The following is a 23,218-nucleotide window of genomic DNA, read 5'->3' on the forward strand; positions in this document are numbered from 1 at the left end:
GAGCCAGGCTTGTTTATAACATGTTTAGTCATCTGGATTTCTGTAGGGGTGTATTTTTATGCTAACAGTGAAGACACCTAACAAGTTGCTTAATTTCTTTCCGGCCATGAAAAGCGTGGCCTCCACTGGACTGCCTACGCTGCGCTGCGGCAGCCAATTAGCAAAGCGTTAGCTGCCTGGCATGTATTTGACGTTACATTGGCATACAAATGTCGTATTAAAATTAGGAGGTTGTGCCTTAAAGTCAAAGCTGACATTACAAAAGGTGCTTAAAAATGGAAATGAAAATTAACTCTGAAATCGTTATAAAAAAAAGAAAAGACAAAGCGTGGAGCCAGCAGCATCTAGCTGATGTCTGTGACGTAAGCTTAAGGACCATACAACGAGCAGAAAATGATGGCAATGCTTCCTATGAGACACAAAAAGCTCTTTGCTCTGCTTTTGAAATAGATGTAAAAGACATTGTTTTAAAAGAAAAAAGAGAAGGCGGTAAAAATCGCCCTGCAAAGAAGTCTTTCTTTATTCTGAGTTTTATATTTGCACTGTTTGGCAGTGCTCTAGTAGCTACAGTCTCAACCGCGTCTACAGGTGTTATAGTTCAAGCAGAATCTGTGACTTTATCGCGGGACCAAAACACCGTAACTTATTCTGGTGATGTTATTGTGCTCATTCCTGAAGAAGAACTTTTCGAAATGTCCGTATTAAAAAATGATCTCGTTACCGGTGAACCTAATCAATTCAATTTGAGAATCGTCAATAATAATATGGAGTTACTGGTCGCAGACCCCAAAATAACAAAAGTAGACAAGAAAATTAAGATTACCACTTCAAAGTTACAAACAACTCGTCTTTAAAAATTTGGAGATACCAGCTAACAAACGTTTTAAATCTTGCGTGGTTTAGTTTTTAATACAAGCTGCGGTGGTTTTATTCGCTCTTGCCAGTGGGGTTAAACGCGCAAGACCAATGTGGGCTGCTAACAAGCAAAGTTAGTCGACGCTAGATTTCAACGCGCCTGCTTTGGGCGTTATGCCGTAATTGACTCTCAGCGTTGATGACATATGATGAAGCTATACTTTTGGAAGGATATTAGGTAATGCCAGTTATTAGTCGCTTTTACGGGATCTTGATTGCCATGTATTTTAATGATCATAATCCCCCACATTTTCATGCAAAATACTCTGGCTATGAAGCGCTATTTGCATTTGATGGAACCATATTAGAGGGAGAATTGCCGAAAAGAGCAGCTTCCTTTGTGAAAGAGTGGATTGGAATACATAAAAGTGAGTTGGAAGAGAACTGGCTTCGAGCAAGAGCCGGGGAACCTCTCAATTATATTGCACCGCTGGAGTAAATTATGTTGCATATCAAATCTGCAAAATACGTGGCTGATTACACAATTTGGGTAGCGTTTGATGATGGTACTTCTGGAGAAGTCAATCTAGATGGCGTGCTAAACGGGCCTGTATTTGAACCGCTGAAAGATATTTCTGTTTTCCGAATGGTATCGGTTGATCCAGAGCTTGAGACTGTTGTTTGGCCGAACGGTGCAGATCTGGCTCCAGAGTTTCTCAAAGGGCTGCATAACAAGCAAAGTCAGCCGACGCGAACCGCGCAGCTGCTTTGAGCGTTATATGCCACTAGGATAGCCATGAGAGTAATAACACTTTGTTTTACCATGCTTCTTTCTTGTGCAGTCACTGCAAATCAGTATGTATTTGAAACATGGGTTGAAAATATGACGCAGTGTGCTCTGAAATTTGATGCTGAACCTAATATACATTGGGATGGTAAGTCTGAGTTGCCTATAAGTTTTCAGCAGGTACAAGCCATTTTTAGCTCTTGGGCAGAGAGCAATCTCGTTGCGGGTGAGGCTGCGCATGTCACAAGTTATGAGCTAGCATCAGTTGCTGCGGATGGCTTAGCAATGAATCACTGGGTGTTTAAAATAAAATATGTCGTTTTCGAAAATAATGTACCTTCAGCGAGCTTCAATCGCAAAGTTGCTCTAAATTTATCTGGACAAATAATAGAGGCAGATTGTGGCATATAACAATCGCCATCAAAAACGCGCCAGTTGGGCGCTCGACTCGTAACAAGCTGCTCGCGTTTGTGGCGGGCGTTAAATTTCAAGGAAACATCGTGCAAGAGTCGCGGAAGCTAGAAGACTATCTGGTACAGAGGCCGAAGCCGAAGGGTATAGACGTGCTCTGTGGTCTGAAGCATTTCGCTATCATAACCTATGCTGTTCCAGCGGATAGGTTCAAAGGGATATTCCCAGACCGATTTCGACTCGATGTTGTAGAAATAGACGGCCAAGATATGGGGTTAATATCAGTAGTGCCTTTTATTGATGTTGATTTCACTTCAGCCGTGTTCCCCTTCCCGAAATTCACAATGGGGCAAACAAACTATCGTATTTATATAATCGATACTGAAACTGGTGAACGTTGCGTATGGTTCCTTGGCACAACGCTTGATTCGTGGACTTTGATGGTTCCTAGATACCTATGGAATTTGCCATGGCATGCTGGAAGGATAAGCTTTGATTGCTCCCTGAACGAATCAACCGGATTGTATGAAAATTACCGAATGGAAACATCATCCAGTTGGGCTGAGGCTTCAGTTGAATTGGTACAATCAGAATCTGACGAACTAGATTTTCCAGGATTCCCTGATGTTGAATCAGCATTAGTTTATCTTACACACCCTCTTGCTGGCTTTTATTATCGAAGAGACAACAAGCTAGGTACATATCGGGTGTGGCACAAAGAGCTGGAGGTTAAACCAGCCAAACTAAAGTCGGCTAATTTCAGGCTTTTGTCTGATTTGGGCATAGTTAAAGAACTAGAGCAAAGCGCTCCTTATAGCGTGTTAATAGAGCCAATAAATGAATTTACCATCTATTTGCCACCTACCGTTATAGGGTGAAAATTTAACAATGCCAGGCACGGCGACGTCTTTTTCGTTGCGGCTTCGCCTTCACTACAAAGCCGCGCGTGCTGGCGGCGTTATGCTTATCAATAGTTAGGCTTTCATGGAAGATTATGAGCACCAAAATAAATATTTTAAATGCCAGTGAAAAGTTCAACCATGTGCTTGAGGTGTTGGAATCTTGCGCCGCTGACGCCCTGAGCGAGATACAGAATTATCTTGAATTACCAAACTTAGACCTCGTCATAAGCCCTTGCTCTGATGAATATAAAACTAAGAGCGGTATCATGGGGTGTGTTACCACGCCATATGTAATTGATATTATGCTAGATGCAGACCGAAAAGATCTTGTCGAAGTAATTAACGTTGAGTTAACTGATATCATAGCGCATGAAATCCATCATGCGGTTAGAGCTTCGTCCGGTGTAGAGTGCAAAACATTGTTGCAGAACATTGTAGCTGAAGGTTTGGCGTGCCATTTCGAAACTAAGTTTAACGGTAATAAACTGCCTTCTCTGTTTGATGATATTCAAAATCAAGATTGGATGTTGCTGTATGAGCAAATGCGACCCGAATTAAATAGCGCAGAGTTTAGCTATCCGGTCTATTTTGGCGGTGAGGATGAATCAAAGCTTCCTAATCACGCAGCCTACTGGGTAGGCTTTAATTTAGTTTCACAATATATAAATATGCATGGTGGTTGTGCTGCATCACTGGCTTCAATTCCGGCAGAGCAAGTTGTTGAAAAACAAGCATAACAGACGCCTAAACAACGCGGCCTGTGGCCGTTGGACTCGCAACAAGTTGCTCGCCGTTTAGGCGCGCGTTATGTGTAAGAAATAGTGTTTCGTATAAATCTTTAAATTGGAGGTTGTAAATAGGATGGATCAGATTTTAGGTTCTAGTGCTGTTTGGGTAATGACTCTTTTTTCAGTAATTTGGCTTTTTCTATCGCCTTGGATAGTTACGATATTGTGGAATAGTACTATTCCAAGGCTGACTCCATTTGAAAGAACAAATTATTGGTTAAGCTTTAGGCTTTTATTTTTGATTTTAATCCTATCAATTGGCCCATGGATAATGAGTTTAAATTTTAATTTCGCCTAAAAACACATAACAAATTGCTTAACTTCGTTACGGCCACACAAAGCGTAGCCTTCACGGAACTGCCTACGCTGTGCTGCGGCAGCCCATTAGCAAAGGGTTATGCATTAGGAGAGATCTAACCAATGAGAAAAATTCTAATTTTGAACATGCTGGTACTTTTTTTACTATCTTTTTCAGTATCTAGTGATGTAAGTGATGAGAGAGTTCTTTATAACAAATATCAAAGGTATACCGCGGTGATTGAGGATGTCATTGATGTCACAGATAACGGTTTCAGAAGTGTAAATTACATACTGACATGGAATGACAACAAGATTATCGTGCCAGCTCTTAATTGGCGGGTGATTAAGAAGAAAGGTGACATGCTCGAATTTCTAGTGATGTGGCATGAGCTAAAAACAGAAGGTGGTTCAGTAAAAAACCTTGGTTTTACCGCCCTTGAATGAGCAGTCATGCATAACAAAAAATTTTATCGCCAGCAAAAAGCGCTGGCTGCGACGTCAACCCGCTGCGCGGTTTTCCGCGCTAAATTTGGGCGTTATAGCTTTTTCTAAGTAGCATATAGACGGAATTCCTAGCATGCGGAAATTATTTTACAGCATACTACTAGCGGCCGCTTCTCTACCGAGTTCGGCGGAAACGATAGTCTGGGTCGAGGGGAGTGAGATTCTTTATGACGGTGAGCTCACCGAAGAAGCCAACCGTGCGGTTTTTGATCTCTACAGCCAACAGAGCACAAAGCCAGCCACTCTAACCATTACGAGTCCGGGCGGGCCAATCCATGTTGGTCTTGAGCTAGGCGAATGGGTACATGAGCATAGATTGAACGTAAAAGTTTATGATCTGTGCTTTTCCTCATGTGCGAACTACGTATTTCCTGCAGGGCGCAAGAAGCTTCTAGGCAAAGGCGCTGTAGTTGGTTTCCATGGTGGGCCGACCAGTGAAACCTTCGACACATCAGCTATTACGGCTGCCTTACGGGATGTGCCTGAGGAGCAACGGGAGAGGCTTCGTGAGGACATCGAGGCGTCTTTTAGCTCATACATTCAAATGAATACTCAGCGAGAGTCCGCGTTCTACAAGATGTTGGGCGTCTCGCCGAAACTCAATACTCTAGGACAATCTGAACAGTACGAGGAGCTTCGGGAGGGGTATGATGGCTGGGTCTATACGCCAGAAGCTATGAGGATAATGGGGCTATCGAACCTGGAGATAGTTGATGACCCACGGCCTGCGAAGCTGGCCCACAAGCCCAAAGTATTCCTCTTGAAGCTCCCCCCCCCGACGCGACTTTGATGGCACCTTTCGGGGTTCCGGTGCCTAGCCCATGGACTAGCAGCGATGAACCATAAACCCGCTGGCTTTACTATTTTCTATTCCATTAAAATTCGGGGTCAGATCAAAAATTCGGGGTCAGATCAAAATAAAATAGACTAAGCTTAAATCTGTTTAATCCACAGATCCCAGAGGTTTAGTGATGGCACGACTTCCCCGAGTGCATCTGGCCGGTTGCCCCGAGCATATTATTCAGCGGGGCAACAACCGGCAGGTGTGTTTTGCCAGCGAAGAAGACTTTGCTGCTTATGCCCACTGGTTAAAAGAGTATTCAGACGCTTTTGGTGTGCACGTGCATGCCTGGGTGTTTATGACCAACCATGTGCATTTACTGTGCACCGCCAGTGATACGCGTGGTATCAGCCTGATGATGCAAAGTTTGGGGCGGCAATACGTGCGGTATTTTAACCGGCAATACCGCCGGAGTGGCACACTTTGGGAGGGGCGCTTTAAGTCGAGCCTGGTGCAAGAAGAACACTACATACTGGCGGTATACCGTTACATCGAGATGAACCCGGTACGTGCAGGGATGGTTGTAGGCCCGGCAGATTATCACTGGTCGAGTTATGCCTGCAATGCGCTGGGCAAAGCTACCGCTCTGTGCCAGCCTCATCCCAGTTATTTGGCCTTAGCAGCGAGTGATACAGAGCGGCAACAAACGTACCGCGACTTGTTTCGAAGCGAGCTGAGCGAAGCAATGCTGGTGGATATTCGCAGCACTATCAAAAGCGGCATGGCACTCGGAAATGAGCGCTTTAAACAAGAAGTGGAAGCATTAACCGGACGGCGGCAGCACAAAGGTAAGGCTGGCCGGCCCAGAAAAGATAGGGTTTAACTTTCATCTGACCCTGATTTTTATGGTTGCCTGTGACATTAACCTTGCTTATCCGCTGCGGCCTCACTCAGACGCCGGGCTTCCTGCCGCTCGGCTTCACGCTGCTGGCGCTGGACTCTGGCTTCTTCGCGTTGAATGCGCTGTTCAAGCATCCGTTCTACCTGAAACGACTCGTCCCAATGGCCTCGCCGCACAATACGGCGCACATCGCTGTCGTGGCACAACATCGGATCTTTGACCCAGGCACTGTAAGTGACCCGCGCAAACAACAGTGCGGTATCCGGACAACGCTGATAACCGTTAGCCACCATTTGATGGCGGTAGTAGCCGTTAATAGCAAAATGGCCAATGAAGACAAGAACAAAAGCCCCCCCCATCGGAATAAAAAAGTATCTGGTAACAAACCTTTTTTGACGTTGACTTGCTTCTTTGCCCTGGATTGCAAAAAACGCCATGTATAAAGAAAAAGCCAAGAAAATTAGTATGAACAACACAGCAGATAGAAAAAAGGCATAGGATGAACTATGGATAATTAGATTACGGCCACTATAAATAGCCTCATGCTGAATGCTCATTGTCTTAGAGCCAAGCCAGAGGGTTATCCCCAATAGCACTAGATTGAAAATAACCATCGACATGGCAGTAATAAAAGTTTTTCGCCTGTTTTTTAATTCCATAAGCGTGGATTAAACCTTAGTAAATCGTTGATTTTACGCGTTGCTGCCTGAGTAAGTTGAGTTTTAACCGATTTAACTCCTGATTGGATGGCGTAGTAAAATCCATCGAATAATTTACGCTTTGCCTCTTCCTCCTTTTCCTCTAGATATTGAATTAAACGCTGTGTGACCTGGAAGTGTTCATCCGCATAATTTAAAGCCACTCCGACAATAATGGCTGCGATTACTCCAGCCGCCAAAGGCACAACAGCAATAGTACCTCCAACTAATGCAATTGATAAACTTGCAGCACCCAATGCAGCAAAATACCCCGCAGCACCAGCAATGGCGATTTTGACCAAATCAGTTGAAATCCCAGCCAGCCAGTTGGTCCAGCGGTACTCGTCTTCAAACAACCACTGAATGCTATGCAGGCTTAATGAAAAAATCACCGAGACTAAAAAGCCACTTTTTGCCGATTGCTTTAAACCCTCCTTCCCAACTGCCATCTTAATCAAGCTGGTATTCGAGGCAAGATAGCGGGTGCCTTTAATGACCTGACGGGCACGATGATTGCCTTTAAAAATAATGTATTGGCGGCCATTTCTGGTCACGGTTTCATAGGTTGAGAAAAACCGGCCGCCGCGCTGTAAATCGGTTGCCAATACCGCCAGAACCCGCGCATCGTTGCCAGCTGCGCCGTAGTCGCGGCCAAACTGTGTGATAGCAGTGGCCAGCGCTACACCGGTAAGCTCTTCGAACAGCGCTGCACTTTGCACCTGGCTTTTGCCTTCCTGACGCTGCACCGTTAACCAAAAATCCGTGATCTCCCGGGCATTAAGCACATAGATATCGGTTTGGTTTTCAGTAAATTGCTGTTGCAGCTGTTGCTGGCGCAATCTGCTGTTGGCAGGTTGCTGGGCAATAAAAGCGGCCATAACAAAACATCCTGTAAAATTATTAAAACAGCATTGTATTGCCACCGCGAGATTGGCACAACAAAATAAGTCACTTTAATTTACCTTAATAACAAAAAAGTCCGCTTGGTATAAAAAACTGCCGACAGCAGTGCTCAGGCTTGCTGCCAGCGTCAGCTCCGCTTTTGAACAGGTCACTGCAAAATCTCGCTGGCATGGACGATCTCGACGTCATGCATCAGCGCAAGAAATTCAGGGTCAGAAATTCAAGGTCAGATCAAAATAAAACAAACTCGGAGGCACCGGCCGCTTCAGCGCCACCACACAACGCACTAACCGCCGCCTCGAGCCCACTCATCTTGAACTGCTGAGTGAATAGCTGCGACAGACGGCGGCAGAGAAGGCTTATCTCATATAGGTCATGCGTCGGATTTTGTGATCTTCAAGGGTGTAGATCACTGTCGCGCGCTGCGTCATTTCTGAACCTTGTATGGTGAAGCTCACTTCCACCTGATCAATCACATGATTGCCGTCAATGATGCGGTTCAGAACGATTTCCTGAGGCTTGCTCTGAAAGGTTTGAGCAAAACCGCTGCGCAGTGCGTCAATGCCCTCAAATACCTTCTTATCGGGGAAATTAAAGGCTTCAATCTCCGGGTGAAAGTGGCTGACGAAAGCGTCCAGATCATGGGCATTGTAGGCTTCCAGGTGCCCGTCGATCACTGCGGCGGCTTCCTCGGCGGTATGCACATAAGGCAAACTGAGAGGTTCGCGACCCAGCTTAAATGCAAAGTTATGCCCACTTTGTGCAAAGGTGCCGGTGACTTGCGGTTTGCCATCGTCTCCCTGATGAAGCTGCCCGCTAAAACGCGGCTCGCCGGGAACGCCTGCCATGCCGAAAGAAACACGGTCACCGTCCACCTGAACAGCCTGCAGTGGAATGCCTTGCGCACCCTGAGCCGGAATATCCATGCTTCCGTCCCAGCCGGATTCTTCCGGGTTCAGGGCAACAATAATGAGCATTTCGCCGTCGGGCAGGTCGATCTGACCATACCAGGTACCGCCCCACTGACGGGAATCGGCCAGCACCTGGGATGAGATCAGCGCCAGAGCGAGCATTAGCCCGGAAAAGTAGTTAATTTTCATGGTGGTTATCCAAATCGCTGTTGTTCATGGTGGCGTTAATTATGCTTGTTATTTGCAAGAAAACATTCCAAAAAGTGTTACAGAATATAATCTGCTGCCTCCCCCAATTTTTGAGGCGAATTTTCCGTTAACCGCTAAATATGCCGCAAAGCGCAGCGCCTGTTGCTTGTAACCACCCTTTCGCCAGCCGGGATTAGCCAGCCGGAAACTGTTGTTTTTGATGCAGCACTCGCATGATACGAATGTTTGAACCGCCAACCCAATAGGAAAGGATCATGGAGATTTCCAGGATAATCAGCAATCTGCCCGGAATGCCGTCACGTTGAACACCCATCAGTGGTTGCTCAAGCAAATGTTCAACTTTAGCATCGATGAGTTCATCCGTTTTTTCAGCTGCTGCCGGATTAAAGTCGTAAAGAAACTCAAAAATTTTCTCACGATCATTGAGGGAAGCTTCTTCCCAGAAAATCATCCGTGGCCCCGATTGCGGATGTTCGCTTTACGCTCAGCCATGCGGGTTTTGGCCATGCTGTGTTCAACGAATGCAGCTTGTCCGGCGTCGAGCTTTTCGAATGCCTGATTCACTTGTTCAGTGAGCCATGCATCGTGAGAGACCGCTTGGCGTTGTTGCTCTGCCAACTGTTCCGTGAGTTCACGACAAGCATCGCTTAAGGTCCGGCCCTGGCTTTCAGCCATTTGTTGCGCCAAGCGTTTTGTTTCTTCGTCGACACGAAATTGAATTCTGGTATCCATGGTAAGCCCCTTGCTGTACACACAAATGTTAGCACTGGCGTTGTACTTGGGCAAACAGGCAACTGCAAAAAACAACCACCGATCAGCACGGAACTTGTTATACTGCCATCTTGTCTATACAGCAATAAGTGACCCAGCAACGCACAAGTAGCGTAAAGTCACCACCACTTACCAAACCCAATTTTCAGGCCAAGGAGGCCATATGATTAAACGTAAAAAACCAGTGCAACTGCGTAAACGGCGTATTGTGAACGTCAGCTCTACCCGTCGTCGCATCAACCGCAGTATTGAAACCTTAAAGATGCACCGCCGCCGCCGCAACTTCCAGGCGCAAAACGGTGCCTCTCAATCGTCGTCCCCTGCCTGCTCTGATGCCTGATTAGCTCCTTGCTGCCGGGCTGCTTTTTGCTCTTGCCTGCGGCGCTGAAAAAAAGCCGATAACTGTGTGCTGCACTCTGCTGCCAAAACCCCGGCGGTCACTTCCAATTGGTGATTCAGCTGCGGATGACGCACTAAGTCCATCACTGAGCCAGCCGCGCCGGTTTTGTAATCGCTGGCACCAAACACCAGGCGCTTGATACGGCTATGCACCAGCATGCCAGCGCACATGCTGCAGGGCTCCAGGGTGACGTACAGGGTGGTATCGAGCAGTCGATAATTGCCAAGGGCGGCAGCCGCCGCGCGGACGGCCTGCATTTCGGCATGGGCAGAAGGATCGCTCTGGCTGATCATCTGATTCCAACCCTCACCCAACACTTTCCCGTTGTGCACCAGCACGGCCCCTACCGGCACCTCACCTTGTTGCTCGGCGCGCTCTGCTAATCGCATGGCGTGGCGCATCCAATCTTCATCGGTCATCTTGGTTTACATTGTGTGCTAACGTTGCGCTTTAGTTTATCATCAGCAAGTGGTAAAACAGACTAAAATATTGTGATATCGACGAAATCAACCCAAGCAGCATCTCACCAAAATGCTGATTTTAAAGAAACTTTAATTCTGGTATCTTTTTTGCTTTGATTGTAAGTACACAGATTCGTCGAATTAAACAACATGGAGCAACACAGATGGGACCTTTTGAAATTGCAGCCATTGCCATCATTGGCGGCCTGGCTTACTCGGCCTATGAGACCTACAGCAAGAACAAACACCGCACCAACAAAGCCGATGTGCAGGCATTGGAAGACGAAATTAAGCGGTTGAAAGAACGGGTCAGCACGTTAGAAAGCATTGTCACCGACAAATCCTACCAATTAAAAGAGCAAATCAACCGGCTATAACGCCGGTTTGCTGCGCTGGTAGCGGTTTAAGATGGTATCCAGTTCGGCAGCGAATGCTTTGCGATCGCTTTGACTTAAGCTGGCCGGCCCGCCGGTATGGATGCCACTGGAGCGCATGGTGTCCATAAAGTCCCGCATGGTCAGCTTTTGCGCAATGGTATCCTGCCGATACAACTCACCACGCGGATTCAGCGCCTGCCCCTGTTTTGCCAGCACTTCGGCAGCCAGTGGGATATCGCCGGTGATCACCAGATCGCCCGGCGCCACCCGCCGCACAATTTCATTGTCGGCTACATCAAAGCCCTGCTCTACCCGCAACGAACGAATGTAAGGCGACGCCGGTACCCGTAGCGATTGATTGGCCACCAGCGTTAGCTGGATTTTGGTGCGCTCGGCTGCCCGGTACAAAATGTCTTTGATCACCGCTGGGCACGCATCGGCATCGACCCAAATGTGCATTATTTATCCTTAAACCACCTGTGCAACATCAGCTTCGGCGGAAACCAATACCAGCTGAGCAGCATCAAACCAAAAAAAAGCGTGTAGCCAACCGTAAACACCCAGGCGGGTGCGTCGTAGTAAATCAGGTTGGAGACCCAGTACTCGATAAAGGAAACATCAAAACCGTCTTGCCCGGCCGCCCGGCGCAAGTCGACCTCCCAGTAGGTCAGCGGGCAGTAGCGACCGCGCAGGCTTTGCACCAGCACTACGGCCACCACCGCCAGTTGCGCCAGGCGAAAGGTGCTGTTGCGCACCCAGCGCCAGCCACGCCAACCGCCAAGCAAGGTCAACAGCAAACCACCCAGCACAAAGAGCACGATCAAGCCATGCACTACCAGGACAATATCAGCCAGCAATGCCGGGGCTGGCACCCGTTCATACCAGGGCGTTGTCATGCATTCAGTCTAGCATGCCAGCCAGGGAGATCCGATTGAAACCGCCACAGCTGCGACCAGTAACCAACCGTTTTGCTTCTGTGCTAGTATACTTGGCGACGGAATTTTGCCATTCATAACAAAAAACAACCAAGGAGATCTACCCGTGAAGAAACTAGGTATCCTGCTGCTTTGCTGGTTGCTGCCACTCTCTGCAGCCCTGGCTGAACAGCCCAAACTACTGAGTGCTGAGTTGCTGTGGCAGCTTGAACGCATTGGCGCCCCGGTGATTTCGCCCAAGGGTGAGCACATTGTCGCCCCGGTGACCCGCTTTGACGTTGCAGCCGATCAGAGCAGCACCCAGTTGTGGTGGTTTGCTGCCGATGGTTCGGCCAAGCGCCCCATCACCGCCGAAGGCATGCGCGTAAGCGAAGCCACTTTTTCACCGGATGGCAGTACCCTGGCGTTTATCAGTCAACGCCATAAAGACGATGCCGGCCAGATCTATCTGCTGCCGATGAACCGGCCAGGTGAAGCCCAGCGTTTAACGGAAGTACCAACCGGTGTCTATGGCATCAAATGGGTTGGGCAGCATCTGTACTTTATCAGCCGGGTGTTTCCGGAGCAAAGCTGGGATGAGATGCGCAACCAGCTAAAAGCCGATAAAGACAATAAAACCTCAGCCCGTCAGTGGAATGCGCTGCCTTATTCGCACTTTGATCATTGGCTGGATGAGCGTCGCCAGGCCCATGTCTTTCGGATCCCGGCAGCCGGTGGCGAGGTAGAAGCCATCACCCAGCCACTGGGACTGGAACTGCCTCGCTCCAGCCAAGGCTCTGGTAGCTACGACATTGACTCATCCGAGCGTTACATCGCCTTTAACGCCAATGGCTGGGACAATCAGGTCGATGCCAAAATTGATATTTTCCTGGCCCGCATTGGTGGCAGCGAAGCTGAAAACCTGACCGCTGGCAACCAAGCACCGGATGCCAACCCACAGTTTAGCCCAGATGGCAAAACCCTGGCCTTTACCCGCCAGCGCATTCACGGCTTTTATGCCGATACCGCCAACCTGGTGTTGCTGGATCTGGCCCGTCGCAATGAGCGCGAAATTACCAGCAACTGGGATCGCTCCGTCTCGAACTACAGCTGGACACATGATGGCCGTGGTTTCTATGCTGCTATTGACGATGCCGGCACCTCACGCATTTACCATATTGATGCCCGCAATGGCAATGTCCGGGCTGTTACAGCTGCCACCAACTTCGGTGCCCCAGCCATCGCCAGCAACGGCACTTTGGTTGCCACCAACGAAAGCTTCCTGTACCCGGCCCGACTGGTGCGCATCAACCCGCGCAATGGCAACCTGACCCGGTTGGATAGCTTTAACGATGAGTTACTGGCAGATGTCGATATGGGCACTTACGAGTCCGTTACCTACCAGGGCCACAATGGCCAGGACATTCAAATGTGGGTGCACTACCCGCCAGGCTTTGACAGCAGCAAGAAGTACCCGCTGTTCCTGCTGATCCATGGTGGCCCGCACAATGCCATTACCGATGGCTTCCATTACCGTTGGAATGCGCAGACCTTTTCTTCCTGGGGCTATGTCACCGCCTGGCCTAATTTCCACGGCTCCAGCGGCTTTGGCCAGGACTTTGCCGACAGCATCAACCCGGACTGGAAAACAGCACCACTCTATGATGTGCTGCGTGCTGCCGACTGGTTTAAAGAAAAGGACTGGATCGACAATGAGCGCATGGTCGCCGGTGGCGCCAGCTATGGCGGTTACTTAAGCTCCATCATTCTGGGCCAGGAGCATCCGTTCAATGCGCTGCTGATCCATGCTGCGGTCTACAACATGTACTCGCAGATGTCGGCTGACTTTGCTGTGCACTCCACCCGTTTTGGCAATTACTGGGATAACCCGGAGATCTATAAGTCCATCTCCCCGCACTACTTTGCCGGTAACTTCAATACCCCAACCCTGGTGATCCACGGACAGCTTGACTATCGGGTGCCGGTCGGTCAGGGCTTTGAGTTGTTCCGGACCTTGCAAAGCCGAGGTGTCGAGTCGCGGATGATTTATTTCCCGGATGAAAACCACTGGATCTTAAAGCCAAATAATTCCATTTACTGGTACAATCAGGTCAAAGACTGGATGACGCGTTTTGCCGAGCCAGGCCCACGCTGATTGTGACTGATTGAACAAGGCGGCCAGCGGCCGCCTTTTTTCCGTTTACTGTGAAGCTAAATAAAACCATGCAACTAAAATCCATTGATAAAGAGCGCTACCGCAGTCGCCTGAACCGCATTATTTTGGCCAGCATCCTGGCTCTGGCGGGCATTAGCCTGGGTAGCTCAACTTTGCTGATCCAGCTATTCTCAGAGCCTGGTGCCGGTAACTTCTGGCTCAATGCCACCGGTGTTCTAATTGGCTGCCTAGTGGTCGGTACCGCGCTAAAACGGCTGAAGAGCCACCCTTACTTTTTTGAAGTCGCCTACATCTGGGACTTAAAGCACGAGCTAAACCTGATCCAGCGCAAATTGAAAGCGGTGAGCGCAGCGGCAGATCAACTTGATCCAACGGCACTGACCATACTGGCCTTTAGTTACGCCGGCTCACGTCTGATCTGGCAGTTGGATGACAATACGCTGGTATTGTCCGAGCTGAATCAAGCCGACAATGCGCTGCAGCAAAATATAACCGAAGCAGGCCTGCAGATTGACCCGGCCCAGTATCAACGACCCATGCTGGAAAAATTTTGAAGTAGCAGGATTTTGTTATTATTGAAAGGTTTTCAGATACAACTGCTCGACCTCGGTCCTGGCCCAGGGCGTTTTGCGTAAGAACTTTAAGCTGGATTTTACCGAAGGATCCTTTGTAAAGCTGTTAATCCGCACTAGATTGGCCAGTTGTGCCCAGCCATAGTGTTCAACCAGTCGTAGCAGGATTTTTTCTAAGGTTAGACCATGGAGTGGGTTGTTGGCTTGCTCTGTGCTCATCGGCTTTATCCTGTGCTTTGCTTAAGCCCGCTATGGTACCTCAAGCCGATAGCCACCGCTATCGGCAACATGACTATTCCATGGCTTGCTCGAGCAGTTGGATGGCCTTGCCGTAGCGGGGGTGATCCGGCGCTAATTGCGCCGTAATAGCTGCAACCCGGAGCGCTTCAGCCGATTGCCCAAGCCGCAGCAAAGCCCAGCTTAAATTAAAGTAATATGCCGCTTCAGCAGGCGCCAACTCTGTTGCCCGGTAGTAATGCGCTTTGGCGGCGGCAAAGTCGTGCTGTTGATAGGCAATATTCCCAAGGCCAAAAGCACTGGTCGCTTGCCCTGGCCAGCGCCGCTCAGCGGCATGATACCCCTCGGCCGCCAATAACCAACGCTGTTGTTGCTCGACAGCAGCCACCGCTTGTAAATAACGCCAAGGCTCTGCTGTGGCGGGTAGTTGCCCGGGTGCCGGCACCACCATGGCCCAATAATCGGCCAATTGCCAGCTGCGCTCAAACTGGCGCAATGACATGCTTTGCCGGTAGCGACTACCTGAGCGCAGCAGCAGCTGCTGCTTGTTTGGATCAAAGCCAATCACCACGGCATAATGCCAACGCGGCCAGCGCGCCAGCCCCAGGTTTTGCAGCACCAGTACCGGATGGCCCGCTGCCAGCTCGACCAGCAGATCCGTTAATTGGGGTGCCAGTACATAAGGGATCCGTTCGGCCCGCCGGCTTGCCGCTAACAGCTCCGCCTGCAGGCTGCCCTGACGCTCAGGCAAGTACACCTGTTGCGCCAGGCTGTCCGGGTTAGCCGCTTGCACCCCACTCACCTGCAACACCGTCGCAAGGGCGGCCGGACCACAATGGTATTGTTGCTGCGGGAAAAAAGGAGTATCGCTGAGCTCTATGGCACTGAGCTCAGCAGAAGAAAGCTGCTGATACTGGTAATGACTACTCAGGCTGCTACAGGCTGGCAGCAAACAGCACAGCAGCAGTACCAGCAGCAGCCGACTCTGAGCAGCTTTAGTCAATAAAAGAGGGAATACTGGAACTACAGGTCGGTCGGTCATGGCCTATCCGGTTTCCGTGATACAAAAGCGCCTAAACAGGCGCCGACTTTTTAACGGAAAAAGATCAGCCAAACAAGAATACCAATTAAAATCACTGTGACGCTGATACTGATCCCTGCACCGGCAGGCAGCTCATTGATATTGGCGGTTAACTGCAACACTTCTTCATCGGTCAGTGCTGCCACCCGCTCCAGCGCTTCATCCGGGTCAACGCCATACTGCACCAGCAATTCACGCACATCCTCACGTTGAAGCTGTTCTGTCAGTTGAGCCCGGTTCAGGCCTGATTGCTGCTCCTGAACAAACTCATGAGTACTGACAATATCAGCATGAGCTGCTGGCAGCATGGCCGGTTGCAGTAATACTGCCCCGGCCAGAGACGCACTAAAAACAAATATTTTTTTCATGATAGGCTCCGGTTGGTTAACCTGTTAACTCTAGACTAAAGAAGCCGATCTATCCTTAAATAAATGCATTAATTACAATTTACATGAAACAAATAGCAATGCCCACCTGAGGTGGGCATTTTTAACTTAACGAATCACAAATTGGTCGCCATCTACATCGATTTCTACCGTGCTGCCAGGCACAATGTCGCCTTTAAGCAGTGCTTGCGCCAGTGGGTTTTCCAAGTGTTGCTGAATAGCCCGCTTCAGCGGCCGGGCACCAAACACAGGATCAAAACCAACAGCCGCCAGTTTATCCAAGGCTGCTTCGCTCACCTCCAGTTGATAATCGCGATCTTGCAGCCGCTGCCGCAGCCGTTGAAGCTGAATATCAGCAATCGACTTGATTTGAGCATGCCCCAACGGATGGAATACCACGGTTTCATCGACCCGGTTTAAAAACTCCGGTCTGAAGTGCTTACCCAGCACATCCATCAGCATGGTTTTCATCTCCTGATAGCTCGACTCACTGCTGTATTCCTGGATCAGATCCGAGCCTAAATTCGACGTCATGATGATAACGCTGTTTTTAAAGTCCACCGTACGGCCCTGACCATCGGTCAAACGACCATCATCCAACACCTGCAGCAAAATGTTGAACACATCCGGATGGGCTTTTTCCACCTCATCCAACAGGATCACCGAGTAAGGTTTGCGCCTGACCGCTTCGGTCAAATAGCCACCTTCTTCATAGCCCACATAACCAGGAGGCGCACCCACTAAACGCGAAACCGCGTGCTTCTCCATAAACTCGGACATATCTATCCGTACCATCGCATCGGGGCTATCGAATAAAAAAGTCGCCAGTGCTTTGGTCAGCTCGGTTTTCCCCACCCCGGTTGGACCTAAAAACAGGAAAGAACCAATCGGCCGGTTCGGATCGGACAACCCGGCCCGCGAGCGACGAATGGCATTGGCAACCGCTACCACAGCCTCCTGCTGACCGACCACGGTACGACGCAGTGCCTGTTCCATCTGCAACAGTTTGTCACGCTCACCTTCCAGCATCTTGCTGACCGGGATGCCGGTGGCTTTGGACAGCACATCGGCAATTTCCTGCTCGGTGACCCGGTTTCGCAGCAACTGCATATCCTGCATCTCGGCCTGACTGGCTAAATCCAGCTGCTTTTCCAACGCCGGAATACGGCCATATTGCAATTCGGACATGCGCTGTAAGTCACCGGCCCTTCGCGCGACTTCCAAATCCAGCCGCACTTGTTCCAGCTCAGCTTTGATCGTTTGAGTGCCTTGCAAAGCCGCTTTTTCCGAAGACCAGATCTCATCCAGATCTTTATACTCCTGCTCCAGCAAGGCAATTTGTTCCTGAATCACATCGCGACGTTTTTTGCTGCTGTCATCAACCTCTTTGCTGAGCGCATTGTCCTCAAGCTTCAACTGGATAATGCGCCGCTCCAGCCGATCCATCTCTTCTGGTTTGGAATCCATCTGCATACGGATGCTGGAAGCCGCTTCATCGATCAGGTCGATGGCTTTATCTGGCAACTGCCGGTCATTGACATAGCGATGGGATAAAGTCGCAGCTGCAACTATCGCAGGATCGGTAATCTCGACCGCATGGTGCAGCTCATAACGCTCTTTTAAACCGCGCAAGATAGCAATAGTGTCTTCCACCGTCGGCTCTTCCACCAATACTTTTTGAAAGCGCCGCTCCAGCGCCGCATCTTTTTCAATGTATTTGCGGTACTCATCCAAAGTGGTGGCGCCAAGACAGTGCAGCTCACCGCGTGCCAGCGCCGGTTTTAACATATTGCCAGCATCCATGGCCCCATCGGCCTTACCAGCACCAACCATGGTGTGAATTTCATCGATAAACAAAATGACCTGGCCTTCTTCTTTTGCCAGTTCATTCAGCACGGCTTTTAAGCGCTCTTCAAATTCACCGCGGTACTTAGCACCAGCCAGCAAGGCCCCCAGATCAAGCGCTAAAACCCGCTTATCCTGTAAACCTGACGGCACTTCTTTATTGATAATACGCAGTGCCAGGCCTTCCACAATGGCGGTTTTACCCACCCCGGGCTCGCCAATCAGTACCGGGTTGTTTTTGGTACGGCGTTGCAGTACCTGAATGCAGCGGCGGATTTCTTCATCCCGGCCAATGACTGGATCCAGTTTACCGGCTTCGGCCCGAGCCGTTAGATCGATCGTGTACTTGTTCAGCGCCTGGCGGATATCTTCGGCATTGGGATCATCCACTTGCTGACCATCGCGCATCTGATCGATGGCTTTGCCAAGTGCCTCTTTGGTCACGCCCTGCTCGCGCAGGATCTGACCTAAAGCGCCCTTATCCTCGGTGGCCGCCAGCACAAACAGCTCGCTCGAAATGTACTGATCTTTGCGCTTTTGCGCCAACTTATCGCACATATTAAGCAAGGTGCCCATGGCAGCAGATAGCTGCACATCAGCGCCAATGCCCTCTACTGTTGGCAGCCGTTCAATGGCCTGGCTGACTTTTAGCCGTAACTCGTTAAAATTAATACCCAGCTTATTCAACAGATCGCGCACTGTGCTGCCGTCCTGGTTCAGCAGCGCATGCATCAAATGCACCGGCTCAATAAACTGATGATCGCGGCCAAGTGCCAGCGATTGCGCATCGGCGATGGCCTGTTGAAACTTGCTGGTCAAACGATCTAATCGCATCATAAACTCCAATCAAAACTGTAACAAAAGTTATAGCTTATATTGGGAGAGGCTGAGCAGTTTTCAAGCAGCAAGTGTCAAATAATTGACTAAGATCAAGCTTAGGGCTGAAGCCAAATGCAGCTGGCCATACGACCGGTTTGGCCATCGCGTCGGTAGGAGTAGAACAATTCGGCTTGCGAATAAGTGCAATAGCCGCCACCATAAATCGCCTGCACCCCGGCGCGCTGCAAACGCAGCCGGGCCAGTTGATACAAATCGGCCAGCCATTTGTGTTCGCTTTGCTGCTCAAAAGCCGTTGCGGCTTGTGGATCTGTCGTAGTAAATTGCTGCACCACCTCGCTGCCAACCTCAAAGACCGCAGGCCCAATGGCAGGCCCCAACCAAGCCAGTACGCTGGAACCACGGCTAAAGTGGGCCAATGTTTGCTCCAGCACACCAGCCGCTAGCCCACGCCAGCCAGCATGCACAGCCGCTACCTGAGTGCCGTTGCTATCACACAGCAGTACTGGTAGACAATCGGCTGTCATCACTGTGCATACCTGTCCTGCTTGCTCGCTAAAGGCAGCATCGGCAACCAGCGGCTTCTGACTTTTCCGTGGCAATGTTGCGACCTGCACCCCATGCACCTGTTCCAACCACAGCGGTGGCTGGGGCATAGCGGCGGCTGCTGTTAAGAGCTGACGGTTGGCCGCTACCGCAGCAGGTTGATCGCCCACATGGCTCCCAACATTCAAACCAGTGTAGCAGCCAGTAGATACCCCACCCAGCCGGGTGCTACTGATGGCTTTTACGGTAGCAGGAGCTGGCCAATCGGGCTGAATCAGTTGCAGCTTAGGCATCGTCCATGCCATGTTCTTGCGTATCCGCCCGCAGTGTATCGACCAATAAACGCATATCCTCCGGAATCGGCGCTTGCCATTCCATGGTCTCGCCACTCATTGGATGCTCCAGCCGCAATAAAGCCGCGTGCAGAGCCTGACGCTTAAAGTCGCGCAGCACCTGACGAAATTGCTCCGAGCAAGCCCGCGGTGGTCGTGGCCTGCCGCCGTAGACAGGATCACCAATCAATGGATGATGCAACGACTGCATATGCACCCGGATTTGATGGGTACGGCCGGTTTCCAGTCGCAGCCGCAAGCGGGTATGAGCGCGAAACCGTTCCATCACCCGGTAATGGGTCACTGCTGGCTTGCCCGCTGAGTCTATGGCCATCAAAGTCCGCTGGGTAGCATGGCGACCTATGGGAGCATCAACGGTACCTCCACCGGTTAAAGTACCATGGCAAACGGCTTCGTACTCACGGGTGATCAAGCGCTGTTGCATCGCTGCTACCAAAGCCGTCTGTGCTGGCACTGTCTTCGCGACTACCATCACCCCGGAGGTATCTTTATCCAGTCGATGAATAATGCCTGCCCTCGGCACTTCGACAATATCCGGCACATGGTGCAGCAAGGCGTTCAATAAGGTGCCAGCCTGATTGCCTGCGCCCGGGTGCACCACCAAACCGGCAGGTTTGTTGATCACCAGGATGTCGTCGTCCTCGTACAGGATAGTCAGCGCGATGGCTTCCGCCTCATGCTGCACTTCTTCTTGCAGCTCTGCATCGACTGCCAGTTGCTCACCGCCCAGCAGCTTATGCCGAGGCTTACTTTCTACGACGCCATCAATCTGTACCTGGCCGGCCTGGATCCAGTTTTTTATCCGCGAACGGGAATAATCGGGGAACAATTCGGCCAGCACCTGATCTAACCGCTTACCGTAAAGATGGTCAGGGACGATTTCTGTCAATTTGATCTGTTTTGTCATAGCGGAAGCAGGTATCCTGTGTGCATTCCCGAAAGCTCTGGGTTAGAATCGGGTTTCTCTTGGAGCGTATTTTAACGGTTTTACCACCAACTGGACAGCCAAAGGCTGACGGAGATATGAATTTAACCATGAATAGCAAGTTTTCCACCATCCTCTGGGTGATCTTACTGGCACTTACGCTAAGCGCCTGTGCCGGCAAACGTAAACAAGAACCTGTTTCTGTCACGCAAAATGCCCAGGCGATGTATGCTGAAGCCAAGCGCGTGCTGGATTCGGGCCTGTATAATCGGGCTATTGAGATGCTGCAGGCCGTTGAAAACCGCTATCCGTTTGGCCCTATGGCCCGTCAGGTGCAGCTGGATATCATCTATGCCTATTACCGGGCAAACAACCTGCCGCAGGCGATTGCCAACATTGATCGCTTTATCCGGCTTAACCCGAACCACCCGGACCTGGATTATGTCTATTACATGCGTGGTTTGGCTAATTTAAAAGCCGATGAGAATGCCTTCCAGTCGTTCTTTGGTATTGATCAGGCCGATCGCGATCTGGCCAGTACCCGTCAAGCCTTTGATGACTTCCGCATCCTGATCACCAGTTACCCGGACAGTAAGTACAGTGCCGATGCCCGTATTCGTATGCAGCATATCCGCGAAACGCTGGCCCGTCATGAACTGTTGGTGGCCGATTACTACATGCGTCGTGGTGCTTATTTGGCTGCCGCTAACCGTGGTAAGTACATTGTGGAGTTTTTCCGCGAATCACCACAGGTAGAGCAAGCACTGGAGCTGATGGTGCAAGGTTACGATAAGCTGGGTTTGGAGAAGCTGCGGGATGATGCCTACGAAGTGCTGAAACTCAACTTCCCGAACAACAGAACACGGATTTCCTCAAGATCCTGAGCCCTATTTCACCCGGTGTCTCTAAAAATACCGCCTACTGGCGGTATTTTTATATCCGTCAATCCAAAGCATCCAGCGCTTCCGATAAACGACCTATGCCTGTCACCTGCATGCCCTCAATGGGTTCTTTTGGGCAGTTGGCTTTGGGCACAATCGCCCGTTTAAAACCATGCTTGGCCGCTTCACGCAGTCGCTCTTGCCCGCTGGGAACTGGACGAATTTCACCAGATAAACCGACTTCACCAAACACCACCAGATCAGGCGGCAAAGGTTTGTTGCGAAAACTGGAGACCAGCGCCAGCAAGGTAGCTAAATCGGCACTGGTTTCCTGCACCCGGATGCCGCCGACCACATTGACAAATACGTCCTGATCGGCCATTTGCAAACCGGCATGACGGTGCATGACCGCCAACAGCATAGCAATGCGGTTTTGCTCCATGCCGACAGTCACCCGCCTAGGGTTATTGAGCGGTGAATGATCAACCAACCCCTGTATCTCTACCAACAAGGGCCGGGTACCTTCCCACAACACCATCACTATGCTGCCGGATTGCACATCCTCGCTGCGACTTAAAAAAATGGCCGACGGATTTTTCACTTCTTTCATGCCCTGGCCGGTCATGGCAAAGACACCCAGTTCGTTGACGGCACCAAAGCGATTCTTATTACCACGTAAAGTACGGTAACGACTGTCGGCATCCCCATCCAATAAAATGGAGCAATCGATGCAATGTTCCAGCACTTTCGGGCCAGCCAGGCTGCCGTCTTTGGTGACATGCCCCACCATAATGACCGCTATGTTGTGCTGCTTGGCAAAACGAGTCAGGTAAGCGGCACTTTCCCGCACCTGCGACACACTGCCTGGCGCCGACTGGATTTCGGCCATCTGCATCACCTGAATAGAGTCAATCACCATCAGCCGTGGCTTTTCTTGCTGGGCCAGGTGGCAAATGGTTTCCACATTGGTTTCCGCTAGCATCCGCAGTTTGCCGGTTGGCAGGCCCAGCCGGTTGGCGCGCAAGGCGACCTGTTGCAATGATTCCTCGCCCGTGACGTAGAGCGCATTACCCTGCTCGGCCAAGCCACACATCATTTGCAGCAACAAGGTACTTTTGCCTGCGCCGGGGCTGCCGCCTATCAAAACCGCCGACCCCGGCACTATGCCACCACCCAGCACCCGGTCCAGCTCGGTAAACCCCGAGCTAAAACGTGGTACATCCTGGAGATCCACCTCATCCAGTCGCAACACCTTGGCAGCAGTAGCACCGGCATAACCACCAAAGCGGCTGCTTTTGTCTTTCGCTGCACCCAGTCGAACCTCGGTGATGGTGTTCCAGGCACCACATTCGCTGCACTGTCCCTGCCAGCGCATAAAGTCGGCACCACAGTCGTTGCAGACGTAAGCCGTTTTATTTTTTGCCATTTAATTCCTCAACGGGTATGGATATTGCATTTAATGTCGCAACCACGTAGCGTACTGTCATTATACCGGCAGTTGCACA

The 23,218-nt window shown here is 50.3% G+C and carries 29 protein-coding genes; 14 read left to right on the top strand and 15 right to left on the bottom strand.

Annotated elements, in window-relative coordinates:
* Positions 1-275 precede the first annotated feature (275 nt).
* From BLW37_RS18050 to BLW37_RS18090, 9 genes are all read left to right on the top strand, one after another.
* Positions 276-854, top strand: coding sequence for a helix-turn-helix transcriptional regulator (locus BLW37_RS18050; RefSeq protein ID WP_091345413.1), 579 nt, complete (start codon positions 276-278; stop codon positions 852-854).
* A 242-nt stretch (positions 855-1,096) separates the two neighbouring features.
* Positions 1,097-1,354 (top strand): DUF4160 domain-containing protein, encoded by a 258-nt coding sequence (locus BLW37_RS18055; RefSeq protein ID WP_091345415.1) that lies wholly within the window; start codon positions 1,097-1,099, stop codon positions 1,352-1,354.
* 3 nt (positions 1,355-1,357) lie between these two features.
* Entirely contained in the window at positions 1,358-1,627 is a 270-nt protein-coding gene (locus BLW37_RS18060) for a DUF2442 domain-containing protein (RefSeq protein ID WP_091345417.1), read from the top strand.
* Positions 1,628-1,651: 24 nt separating this feature from the next.
* Entirely contained in the window at positions 1,652-2,053 is a 402-nt protein-coding gene (locus BLW37_RS18065) for a hypothetical protein (RefSeq protein WP_139243755.1), read from the top strand.
* Between the two features lie 89 nt (positions 2,054-2,142).
* A complete protein-coding gene (locus tag BLW37_RS18070) occupies positions 2,143-2,931 on the top strand; it encodes a DUF2071 domain-containing protein (protein WP_091345472.1) in 789 nt (262 codons plus the stop codon).
* 116 nt (positions 2,932-3,047) lie between these two features.
* Positions 3,048-3,692 (top strand): DUF2268 domain-containing putative Zn-dependent protease, encoded by a 645-nt coding sequence (locus tag BLW37_RS18075; protein WP_091345420.1) that lies wholly within the window; start codon positions 3,048-3,050, stop codon positions 3,690-3,692.
* Between the two features lie 471 nt (positions 3,693-4,163).
* The gene (locus BLW37_RS18080; RefSeq protein WP_091345422.1) at positions 4,164-4,487 is read left to right on the top strand and encodes a hypothetical protein; all 324 of its coding nucleotides are present in this window, start codon (positions 4,164-4,166) and stop codon (positions 4,485-4,487) included.
* Positions 4,488-4,620: 133 nt separating this feature from the next.
* On the top strand, positions 4,621-5,337 hold the full coding sequence (locus tag BLW37_RS18085; protein WP_091345424.1) for a hypothetical protein: 717 nt from the start codon (positions 4,621-4,623) through the stop codon (positions 5,335-5,337).
* Positions 5,338-5,518: 181 nt separating this feature from the next.
* Positions 5,519-6,211, top strand: coding sequence for a transposase (locus BLW37_RS18090; protein ID WP_091345426.1), 693 nt, complete (start codon positions 5,519-5,521; stop codon positions 6,209-6,211).
* Positions 6,212-6,249: 38 nt separating this feature from the next.
* Here BLW37_RS18090 and BLW37_RS18095 read toward each other — a convergent pair whose 3' ends face one another.
* From BLW37_RS18095 to BLW37_RS18115, 5 genes are all read right to left on the bottom strand, one after another.
* Entirely contained in the window at positions 6,250-6,666 is a 417-nt protein-coding gene (locus tag BLW37_RS18095) for a hypothetical protein (RefSeq protein WP_139243756.1), read from the bottom strand.
* 212 nt (positions 6,667-6,878) lie between these two features.
* Positions 6,879-7,805 carry a hypothetical protein gene (locus tag BLW37_RS18100; protein ID WP_091345430.1) on the bottom strand — a complete coding sequence of 309 codons (927 nt, stop codon included), beginning with the start codon at positions 7,803-7,805 and terminating at the stop codon, positions 6,879-6,881.
* 384 nt (positions 7,806-8,189) lie between these two features.
* Positions 8,190-8,930: a nuclear transport factor 2 family protein gene (locus BLW37_RS18105; protein WP_091345432.1), complete on the bottom strand. Its 741-nt coding sequence runs from the start codon at positions 8,928-8,930 to the stop codon at positions 8,190-8,192.
* A 193-nt stretch (positions 8,931-9,123) separates the two neighbouring features.
* Complete coding sequence (locus tag BLW37_RS18110) at positions 9,124-9,402, bottom strand: type II toxin-antitoxin system RelE/ParE family toxin (protein WP_091345434.1); 279 nt, start codon at positions 9,400-9,402, stop codon at positions 9,124-9,126.
* Positions 9,399-9,683: a type II toxin-antitoxin system RelB/DinJ family antitoxin gene (locus BLW37_RS18115; protein WP_091345436.1), complete on the bottom strand. Its 285-nt coding sequence runs from the start codon at positions 9,681-9,683 to the stop codon at positions 9,399-9,401. Before BLW37_RS18115 ends, BLW37_RS18110 begins: the two co-directional genes overlap by 4 nt.
* Positions 9,684-9,885: 202 nt before the next feature.
* Here BLW37_RS18115 and BLW37_RS18770 point away from each other — a divergent pair, with 202 nt between their 5' ends.
* On the top strand, positions 9,886-10,062 hold the full coding sequence (locus BLW37_RS18770; protein WP_171907677.1) for a hypothetical protein: 177 nt from the start codon (positions 9,886-9,888) through the stop codon (positions 10,060-10,062).
* Here BLW37_RS18770 and tadA read toward each other — a convergent pair.
* Complete coding sequence (tadA, locus tag BLW37_RS18120) at positions 10,029-10,541, bottom strand: tRNA adenosine(34) deaminase TadA (protein ID WP_091345438.1); 513 nt, start codon at positions 10,539-10,541, stop codon at positions 10,029-10,031. The genes BLW37_RS18770 and tadA overlap by 34 nt on opposite strands.
* 206 nt (positions 10,542-10,747) lie before the next feature.
* On the opposite strand from tadA, the gene BLW37_RS18125 reads away from it, so the two are divergent.
* Complete coding sequence (locus tag BLW37_RS18125) at positions 10,748-10,960, top strand: hypothetical protein (RefSeq protein WP_091345439.1); 213 nt, start codon at positions 10,748-10,750, stop codon at positions 10,958-10,960.
* Here the strand turns inward: BLW37_RS18125 and BLW37_RS18130 are convergent.
* Both BLW37_RS18130 and BLW37_RS18135 read right to left on the bottom strand, forming a co-directional pair.
* Positions 10,955-11,419 (bottom strand): YaiI/YqxD family protein, encoded by a 465-nt coding sequence (locus BLW37_RS18130; protein ID WP_091345441.1) that lies wholly within the window; start codon positions 11,417-11,419, stop codon positions 10,955-10,957. The two genes, BLW37_RS18125 and BLW37_RS18130, sit on opposite strands and share 6 nt — an antisense overlap.
* A complete protein-coding gene (locus tag BLW37_RS18135) occupies positions 11,419-11,856 on the bottom strand; it encodes a DUF2784 domain-containing protein (protein WP_091345442.1) in 438 nt (145 codons plus the stop codon). Before BLW37_RS18135 ends, BLW37_RS18130 begins: the two co-directional genes overlap by 1 nt.
* A 145-nt stretch (positions 11,857-12,001) precedes the next feature.
* On the opposite strand from BLW37_RS18135, the gene BLW37_RS18140 reads away from it, so the two are divergent.
* Together BLW37_RS18140 and BLW37_RS18145 are read left to right on the top strand one after the other, a co-directional pair.
* Positions 12,002-14,029, top strand: coding sequence for an alpha/beta hydrolase family protein (locus tag BLW37_RS18140; protein WP_091345445.1), 2,028 nt, complete (start codon positions 12,002-12,004; stop codon positions 14,027-14,029).
* 68 nt (positions 14,030-14,097) lie between these two features.
* Positions 14,098-14,604: a DUF3087 family protein gene (locus tag BLW37_RS18145; protein WP_091345446.1), complete on the top strand. Its 507-nt coding sequence runs from the start codon at positions 14,098-14,100 to the stop codon at positions 14,602-14,604.
* An 18-nt stretch (positions 14,605-14,622) separates the two neighbouring features.
* Here BLW37_RS18145 and BLW37_RS18150 read toward each other — a convergent pair whose 3' ends face one another.
* The 6 genes from BLW37_RS18150 to rluD all read right to left on the bottom strand — a co-directional run bounded on the left by BLW37_RS18150 (position 14,623) and on the right by rluD (position 20,814).
* The gene (locus tag BLW37_RS18150; protein WP_091345448.1) at positions 14,623-14,841 is read right to left on the bottom strand and encodes a VF530 family protein; all 219 of its coding nucleotides are present in this window, start codon (positions 14,839-14,841) and stop codon (positions 14,623-14,625) included.
* A 73-nt stretch (positions 14,842-14,914) separates the two neighbouring features.
* On the bottom strand, positions 14,915-15,901 hold the full coding sequence (locus BLW37_RS18155) for a PA2778 family cysteine peptidase (RefSeq protein WP_091345450.1): 987 nt from the start codon (positions 15,899-15,901) through the stop codon (positions 14,915-14,917).
* A 50-nt stretch (positions 15,902-15,951) separates the two neighbouring features.
* The gene (locus BLW37_RS18160; protein ID WP_091345452.1) at positions 15,952-16,308 is read right to left on the bottom strand and encodes a PA2779 family protein; all 357 of its coding nucleotides are present in this window, start codon (positions 16,306-16,308) and stop codon (positions 15,952-15,954) included.
* A gap of 126 nt (positions 16,309-16,434) precedes the next feature.
* Positions 16,435-19,005: an ATP-dependent chaperone ClpB gene (gene clpB, locus BLW37_RS18165; RefSeq protein ID WP_091345454.1), complete on the bottom strand. Its 2,571-nt coding sequence runs from the start codon at positions 19,003-19,005 to the stop codon at positions 16,435-16,437.
* Between the two features lie 101 nt (positions 19,006-19,106).
* Positions 19,107-19,847 (bottom strand): peptidoglycan editing factor PgeF, encoded by a 741-nt coding sequence (pgeF, locus tag BLW37_RS18170; protein WP_245785784.1) that lies wholly within the window; start codon positions 19,845-19,847, stop codon positions 19,107-19,109.
* Positions 19,840-20,814: a 23S rRNA pseudouridine(1911/1915/1917) synthase RluD gene (gene rluD / locus BLW37_RS18175; protein ID WP_091345457.1), complete on the bottom strand. Its 975-nt coding sequence runs from the start codon at positions 20,812-20,814 to the stop codon at positions 19,840-19,842. Before rluD ends, pgeF begins: the two co-directional genes overlap by 8 nt.
* 116 nt (positions 20,815-20,930) lie before the next feature.
* On the opposite strand from rluD, the gene BLW37_RS18180 reads away from it, so the two are divergent.
* Positions 20,931-21,716: an outer membrane protein assembly factor BamD gene (locus BLW37_RS18180; RefSeq protein ID WP_425426640.1), complete on the top strand. Its 786-nt coding sequence runs from the start codon at positions 20,931-20,933 to the stop codon at positions 21,714-21,716.
* Positions 21,717-21,774: 58 nt separating this feature from the next.
* On the opposite strand, the gene radA is transcribed toward BLW37_RS18180, so the two are convergent.
* Positions 21,775-23,139, bottom strand: coding sequence for a DNA repair protein RadA (radA, locus tag BLW37_RS18185; protein ID WP_091345459.1), 1,365 nt, complete (start codon positions 23,137-23,139; stop codon positions 21,775-21,777).
* Between the last annotated feature and the right edge of the window lie 79 nt (positions 23,140-23,218).

Source organism: Alkalimonas amylolytica (assembly GCF_900107845.1).
Classification (GTDB): Bacteria; Pseudomonadota; Gammaproteobacteria; order Enterobacterales; family Alteromonadaceae; genus Alkalimonas; species Alkalimonas amylolytica.

Bases quoted from the DNA above. Each gene is read 5' to 3' on its own strand.
- BLW37_RS18050 (WP_091345413.1), top strand. From the start codon at position 276: ATGGAAATGAAAATTAACTCTGAAATCGTTATAAAAAAAAGAAAAGAC.
- BLW37_RS18155 (WP_091345450.1), bottom strand. From the start codon at position 15,901: ATGACCGACCGACCTGTAGTTCCAGTATTCCCTCTTTTATTGACTAAA.
- BLW37_RS18060 (WP_091345417.1), top strand. From the start codon at position 1,358: ATGTTGCATATCAAATCTGCAAAATACGTGGCTGATTACACAATTTGG.
- BLW37_RS18065 (WP_139243755.1), top strand. From the start codon at position 1,652: ATGAGAGTAATAACACTTTGTTTTACCATGCTTCTTTCTTGTGCAGTC.
- BLW37_RS18105 (WP_091345432.1), bottom strand. From the start codon at position 8,930: ATGAAAATTAACTACTTTTCCGGGCTAATGCTCGCTCTGGCGCTGATC.
- BLW37_RS18135 (WP_091345442.1), bottom strand. From the start codon at position 11,856: ATGACAACGCCCTGGTATGAACGGGTGCCAGCCCCGGCATTGCTGGCT.
- rluD (WP_091345457.1), bottom strand. From the start codon at position 20,814: ATGACAAAACAGATCAAATTGACAGAAATCGTCCCTGACCATCTTTAC.
- BLW37_RS18770 (WP_171907677.1), top strand. From the start codon at position 9,886: ATGATTAAACGTAAAAAACCAGTGCAACTGCGTAAACGGCGTATTGTG.
- BLW37_RS18075 (WP_091345420.1), top strand. From the start codon at position 3,048: ATGAGCACCAAAATAAATATTTTAAATGCCAGTGAAAAGTTCAACCAT.
- BLW37_RS18090 (WP_091345426.1), top strand. From the start codon at position 5,519: ATGGCACGACTTCCCCGAGTGCATCTGGCCGGTTGCCCCGAGCATATT.
- BLW37_RS18085 (WP_091345424.1), top strand. From the start codon at position 4,621: ATGCGGAAATTATTTTACAGCATACTACTAGCGGCCGCTTCTCTACCG.
- radA (WP_091345459.1), bottom strand. From the start codon at position 23,139: ATGGCAAAAAATAAAACGGCTTACGTCTGCAACGACTGTGGTGCCGAC.
- BLW37_RS18055 (WP_091345415.1), top strand. From the start codon at position 1,097: ATGCCAGTTATTAGTCGCTTTTACGGGATCTTGATTGCCATGTATTTT.
- tadA (WP_091345438.1), bottom strand. From the start codon at position 10,541: ATGACCGATGAAGATTGGATGCGCCACGCCATGCGATTAGCAGAGCGC.
- BLW37_RS18150 (WP_091345448.1), bottom strand. From the start codon at position 14,841: ATGAGCACAGAGCAAGCCAACAACCCACTCCATGGTCTAACCTTAGAA.
- BLW37_RS18095 (WP_139243756.1), bottom strand. From the start codon at position 6,666: ATGGCGTTTTTTGCAATCCAGGGCAAAGAAGCAAGTCAACGTCAAAAA.
- BLW37_RS18160 (WP_091345452.1), bottom strand. From the start codon at position 16,308: ATGAAAAAAATATTTGTTTTTAGTGCGTCTCTGGCCGGGGCAGTATTA.
- BLW37_RS18180 (WP_425426640.1), top strand. From the start codon at position 20,931: ATGAATTTAACCATGAATAGCAAGTTTTCCACCATCCTCTGGGTGATC.
- BLW37_RS18110 (WP_091345434.1), bottom strand. From the start codon at position 9,402: ATGATTTTCTGGGAAGAAGCTTCCCTCAATGATCGTGAGAAAATTTTT.
- BLW37_RS18125 (WP_091345439.1), top strand. From the start codon at position 10,748: ATGGGACCTTTTGAAATTGCAGCCATTGCCATCATTGGCGGCCTGGCT.
- pgeF (WP_245785784.1), bottom strand. From the start codon at position 19,847: ATGCCTAAGCTGCAACTGATTCAGCCCGATTGGCCAGCTCCTGCTACC.
- BLW37_RS18145 (WP_091345446.1), top strand. From the start codon at position 14,098: ATGCAACTAAAATCCATTGATAAAGAGCGCTACCGCAGTCGCCTGAAC.
- BLW37_RS18115 (WP_091345436.1), bottom strand. From the start codon at position 9,683: ATGGATACCAGAATTCAATTTCGTGTCGACGAAGAAACAAAACGCTTG.
- BLW37_RS18080 (WP_091345422.1), top strand. From the start codon at position 4,164: ATGAGAAAAATTCTAATTTTGAACATGCTGGTACTTTTTTTACTATCT.
- clpB (WP_091345454.1), bottom strand. From the start codon at position 19,005: ATGCGATTAGATCGTTTGACCAGCAAGTTTCAACAGGCCATCGCCGAT.
- BLW37_RS18100 (WP_091345430.1), bottom strand. From the start codon at position 7,805: ATGGCCGCTTTTATTGCCCAGCAACCTGCCAACAGCAGATTGCGCCAG.
- BLW37_RS18130 (WP_091345441.1), bottom strand. From the start codon at position 11,419: ATGCACATTTGGGTCGATGCCGATGCGTGCCCAGCGGTGATCAAAGAC.